At 32.8% G+C, this 5095-nt stretch carries 6 protein-coding genes; 3 read left to right on the forward strand and 3 right to left on the reverse strand.

The annotated features are described in order from the left end of the window. A partial coding sequence (locus ABI657_RS18830) for a sigma-70 family RNA polymerase sigma factor (RefSeq protein WP_348098812.1) occupies positions 1-829 on the reverse strand: 829 nt, incomplete at its 3' end. Between the two features lie 83 nt (positions 830-912). Continuing rightward, positions 913-1875, reverse strand: coding sequence for a hypothetical protein (locus ABI657_RS18835; protein WP_348098813.1), 963 nt, complete (start codon positions 1873-1875; stop codon positions 913-915). Positions 1876-1983: 108 nt separating this feature from the next. Between ABI657_RS18835 and ABI657_RS18840 the strand changes: the two genes are divergently transcribed. Genes ABI657_RS18840 through ABI657_RS18850 form a run of 3 tightly spaced genes read left to right on the forward strand, consistent with a single transcriptional unit; the run spans position 1984 to position 4000 of the window. Next, positions 1984-3069, forward strand: coding sequence for an acyl-CoA desaturase (locus tag ABI657_RS18840; RefSeq protein WP_348098814.1), 1086 nt, complete (start codon positions 1984-1986; stop codon positions 3067-3069). 44 nt (positions 3070-3113) lie between these two features. Further along, the gene (locus ABI657_RS18845) at positions 3114-3437 is read left to right on the forward strand and encodes a hypothetical protein (protein ID WP_348098815.1); all 324 of its coding nucleotides are present in this window, start codon (positions 3114-3116) and stop codon (positions 3435-3437) included. Between the two features lie 20 nt (positions 3438-3457). Continuing rightward, positions 3458-4000: a hypothetical protein gene (locus ABI657_RS18850; RefSeq protein WP_348098816.1), complete on the forward strand. Its 543-nt coding sequence runs from the start codon at positions 3458-3460 to the stop codon at positions 3998-4000. 52 nt (positions 4001-4052) lie between these two features. On the opposite strand, the gene ABI657_RS18855 is transcribed toward ABI657_RS18850, so the two are convergent. After that, the coding region (locus ABI657_RS18855; protein ID WP_348098817.1) for a KH domain-containing protein at positions 4053-5095 on the reverse strand (1043 nt) is incomplete at its 5' end.

Here is a 5095-nt window from a genome sequence, read left to right on the forward strand (position 1 = left end):
AAGTATGTTTTAATCTGCGGATTGCTTTTTCTTTAATCTGACGAACACGCTCACGTGTTAAGTCAAAAGTTTCTCCAATTTCTTCTAAAGTCATTGGATGCTGGTCACCAAGACCAAAATACAAACGAACAACATCAGCTTCTCTTGGGGTTAATGTTTCTAATGAACGCTCAATTTCAGTACGTAAAGATTCATGTATCAATTCTCTGTCAGGATTAGGAGATTCCCCGGAACGTAAAACGTCATAAAGGTTAGAATCTTCTCCTTCTACAAGAGGTGCATCCATGGATAAGTGACGGCCGGAGTTTTTCATAGACTCTTTTACGTCATTTACAGTCATGTCCAGTTCTTTTGCAATTTCTTCGGCAGAAGGCGGACGCTCGTTAGATTGCTCTAATAAAGCATACATCTTGTTGATTTTATTGATAGAACCAATTTTATTTAATGGTAAACGAACGATACGTGATTGTTCTGCCAAAGCCTGTAGGATCGATTGACGAATCCACCAAACTGCGTAGGAGATAAATTTAAAACCACGGGTTTCATCAAAACGCTGGGCTGCTTTAATTAAACCTAAATTTCCTTCGTTAATTAAATCGGGAAGAGTTAATCCTTGATTTTGATATTGTTTTGCCACAGAAACTACGAAACGTAGATTGGCTTTTGTTAATTTCTCTAAAGCTTTCTGATCACCGGCCTTTATTTTTTGTGCTAATTCTACCTCTTCGTCAGCGGTAATTAGGTCAACTTTTCCAATTTCTTGTAGATATTTGTCTAACGATGCAGTTTCACGATTGGTTACCTGCTTGGTGATTTTAAGTTGTCTCATTGTATTGTCTCCTTATTTTTAAAGTGTACTAATGGTTATACGTAAAGAGTTTCGAAAAAGTTACAAACCAATCAAAAATAATTTTAAAAAAGTAAATCTACCTGCGTATTTATTTTTTCTAAGTAATAATCTATTTTCCTGATAGCCCTGTTAAAGAACAAATTTTGCTCTTTGATTCCGGACTGGCTCAAGGGTTTTGAATTGATAATTTGCTGTTTAAAAAATTGATGCACATTTTTACAGCTTTCTTTATGATCTGTAATGAAATAACCCAATAACGTATACGGTACAAACATTGTTAGTTTTTCTTTTGTTTCTATGAGCATGTTATTATTCAATAAAATTAGCTCGTTATAATAAATAGAAAAATTGTTTTTAGGATTATTGCATTTTTCCTGAATTAAATTGATAATTCTTTTTAAGTCCTTACAAAGTGCATTTGCACTTTTAACAGAAAGCAGACCCGCTTCATAAAAATATAATATCTGTTGTAAACTACTGTTGATGGTAGTGTCGTTCCATATTTCATTTACAGCAACATTATGATAAGTATTTTTCAGTTTAATCATATATTCTGTAAAGGATTCATCAATTACAAAATTTTCAAAAGGAACTGTCTTATGATTTGTATTTAATAAATTTAGCCACACAAAAGCTTTGAATTTTGATAAAATAGTTCCATCCATAAAGTAAAATAGTGGAATATCCTTTGCAGAATAAAAAAGAATAGTTTCAGGATTTTTGGTCAATATTTCAATTTGCTCTGCTGAAGATTTGAAATACTGGACCATATCTTTTAAAGTCTCAATTTCAATTGTTTTTTCAATTATGACTTTTTCTTTTTTCAAAAACAAATTATCCAGCGAAATACTGTAATAATCTGCCAGTTTGATAGTTTCATCAATAGAAAATTTACTTTTTTCAGATATTCTTCTATGTGATGCGTCATAGCTAATTTCTAAAATAGAAGCAACTTCATCTATTAAAGAAACTGACTTGAGAATTTTGGATCGAATTGCTTTTAAAAATAATTCCTGATGTTTCATTTTTTTTGCGATAATCACAAATGTACAAAACCTGATTATTAATTTACGCATATTTATATGTGAAAATTGCAATAGGTTTGTCTGATAATTTTAAAAAATATAAATTTTATGAAGACTAAATATTTCAATAAATCAGAAGAAGAAAAAATATTTTTTTCAACTTTAAAAGAGAGAGTTCATAACCAGCTTGAAGGTAAAATTATTTCTTATGGAGATTTTAGATTTTGGACTAAAGGATTGTTCTGGACGCTAATCTGCTATTTGTCTTACTCTTTTCTTTTTTCGAATTCTACAGATAAAATATTCTTTTGGCTGTTTTATGTAATTTTTCAGTTATCAGGATTATTAATAGGATTTAGTTTTGGTCATGATGCTTCTCACAACACAGCATTCAAAAATAAAAAAGCGAATTCAGTTTTGCATTTTTTTAGTTTCCTGACAATAGGAATCGATCCATTGCTTTGGGGATTAAGGCATATTCGGTCACATCATTTATACGCCAATGTAGAAGGAAGTGATATTGATATAGATAAAAATCCGTTTTTGAGATTGAGTCCAACCCATCCCTGGAAACCCAAACATAGGTATCAGGCTTATTACGCACCATTTGTTTATATGTTTACTTTGCTGCATTCTGTTTTTATGAGCGATTGGGTGTATTTGTTTTCAGATGAATACGACTGGATGAAAAGAGGGATTTCTAAAATTAATTTATATGTTAGATTTATCGTGTATAAAGTGTTTTATTTTTTATTAGTTCTTGTTCTGCCAATTTTTTTTACGGATTTTTCGTGGAGTTTTGTTGTTCTGACTTTTGTCACGGCGAGCGCTTTTACCTCTTTGATTTTTATAATCATGCTTGTCGGGACTCACTTTTTTGATGGTGCAGATTATCCTCAGCCGGAAGGGGAATTTTTGGAGCATACCTGGGCAGTTCATCAACTTCATACCAGTTGTGATTGGGATACCAATAAAGGTTGGGCGCGTTTTTTAAGCGGTGGCTCAAATTGCCATGCAGCACATCATCTGTTTCCTAATATCTGCCATACTAATTACAGTGAAATCAATCAGATAATTGAAGAAACGACAAAAGAATACAAGCAGCCTTATCATCATAAAACATTATTCGAAATGATGTTTTCGCATTTTAAACATTTGAATAATATGGGAAAATCTAATGTCTGCGATTTGTAATAATTGAAGCAGGTTATCATTGTAATTTTAAATAAAGAATAGTTATGAAAGTATTGAATCAAATAAATAGAAAGTCAATTTCAAGAATTAGGAATAAGCAATATAGTATAGCTCTACTAATGTTTTGCCGATTTTGTTACGCTCAGGATAATCCATCTCAAGTTGTAGGTAGTAGTTTAGCAGATACTATATCCGAAAAGCGTTCTTTTGCAATTGAAGGTGTTGATCTGGATTATTTTAGATGGAAATCTGATCAGAATTTTAGAAATGACAGCATTAAGATTTTTAGTTTGTCCCCAATTTCTAAAAGAGTTAATAAAGTAAATGGTTTTACTCTTGGAGTTGGACATTACAAAATCAAAACATAAAACGTCAGACAGTCAATGGATTGAATATTGAAACCAGTCCTTTATCATTAGCTTTGTTTACTTTTGCTTTGAATGTTCCGTTTGAATCTGTTTTTGTTGGAATTAATGATAATGTTATTAGCAATACAGCTTTTTTTGATGATCAAGAGAAAACGTACATAAAAATCAATGGACTAAATGTAAGTTCAGGCGGTTTTATAGGAGGTGCAGAAATGAGAGGGGTTAATATTTCAGTATTTTCAGGAATGAATAAAATGAATGGTTTTTCTATTGGAGGAATATTAAATGCTAAAAGTTTTGCAGGTGTAAGTATTTCAGGTTTAGTCAATTTGTCTGATTCCGGAAATGGAGTTCAGATTGGAATTTCAAATGTTTCAAGAAGACATAATGGAATTCAGATTGGATTATTCAACAATTCTAAAGATTTGAGAGGCATGCAATTTGGTCTTTGGAATACAAATAAAAAAAGAAAACTGCTTTTTTTAACTGGCAGTTTAAAAGATAACGAAATTAAAAACAATCTTCTTTTAGGCTGCTATTCGAAAAGCCCCCAATTCAATTAAATGAATTGGGGGCTTTCTATGAATTAAACCTTTAGTAAACTATAAGATCTGATTACTCTTTTTTCTCCTCACGTGGAGGTCTTGGAAGAAGTGCTTTTCTTGACACTTTTTCTTTTCTTGTTTTAGGATCCAAACCAAGATATTTAACCTGGAACACATCACCCATGTTAACTACATCAGTAACGTTTTCAGTACGTTCCCAGGCTAATTCAGATACGTGTAATAAAACTTCGTTTCCTGGTGCAGCAGTGTATTCTACTACAGCTCCAAAATCTAACATTTTAATTACTTTAACTTCGTAAGCTTCTCCCATTGCTGGTTTGAAAGTGATAGACTGGATTTTAGCCAATACTGCTTCAATTCCAGCAGGATCTGTACCTAAGATTTCGATAACACCTTCTTCGTTTACTTCGTTAATCACGATAGTTGTTCCCGTAGCTTTTTGTAATTCCTGAATTACTTTTCCACCAGGTCCGATAAGTGCTCCAATAAAGTTTCCAGGAATAGTTCTGGTAATGATTTTAGGAGAGTGCGCTTTCACATCTGCATTTGGTTGTGCAAGAGTTTCAAGTAATTTTCCTAAAATATGCAAACGTCCATCACGAGCCTGAGCCAAAGCCTGCTCCATGATTTCATATTTCAAGCCGTCAATTTTGATGTCCATTTGACAAGCTGTAATACCTTCTGAAGTTCCGGTTACCTTGAAATCCATATCTCCTAAATGATCTTCATCACCTAAAATATCAGATAAAACTGCAAAACGATCACCATCAGTAATTAATCCCATTGCAATTCCGGAAACTGGACGAATCATTTGAATACCAGCATCCATCAAAGCTAATGTTCCGGCACAAACTGTAGCCATAGAAGAAGAACCGTTAGATTCCAATACTTCAGAAACAACTCTGATCGTATATGGGTTTTCGGCAGGAATCATGTTTTTCAACGCTCTTTGTGCAAGATTTCCGTGTCCAACTTCTCTTCTTGAAGTTCCTCTTAAGGGACGAGCTTCTCCTGTAGAAAATGGTGGGAAATTATAGTGCAAATAGAATTTTTCTTCTCCTTGTTCAGATGGTGAATCAATTTGGTTAGCTT

This window comes from Flavobacterium sp. (genome assembly GCF_039930565.1).
Taxonomy (GTDB): Bacteria; Bacteroidota; Bacteroidia; order Flavobacteriales; family Flavobacteriaceae; genus Flavobacterium.

Excerpts from the sequence above, each read along its gene's own strand:
- ABI657_RS18835 (WP_348098813.1), bottom strand. The coding sequence starts at position 1,875 with ATGAAACATCAGGAATTATTTTTAAAAGCAATTCGATCCAAAATTCTC.
- ABI657_RS18840 (WP_348098814.1), top strand. The coding sequence starts at position 1,984 with ATGAAGACTAAATATTTCAATAAATCAGAAGAAGAAAAAATATTTTTT.
- ABI657_RS18845 (WP_348098815.1), top strand. The coding sequence starts at position 3,114 with ATGAAAGTATTGAATCAAATAAATAGAAAGTCAATTTCAAGAATTAGG.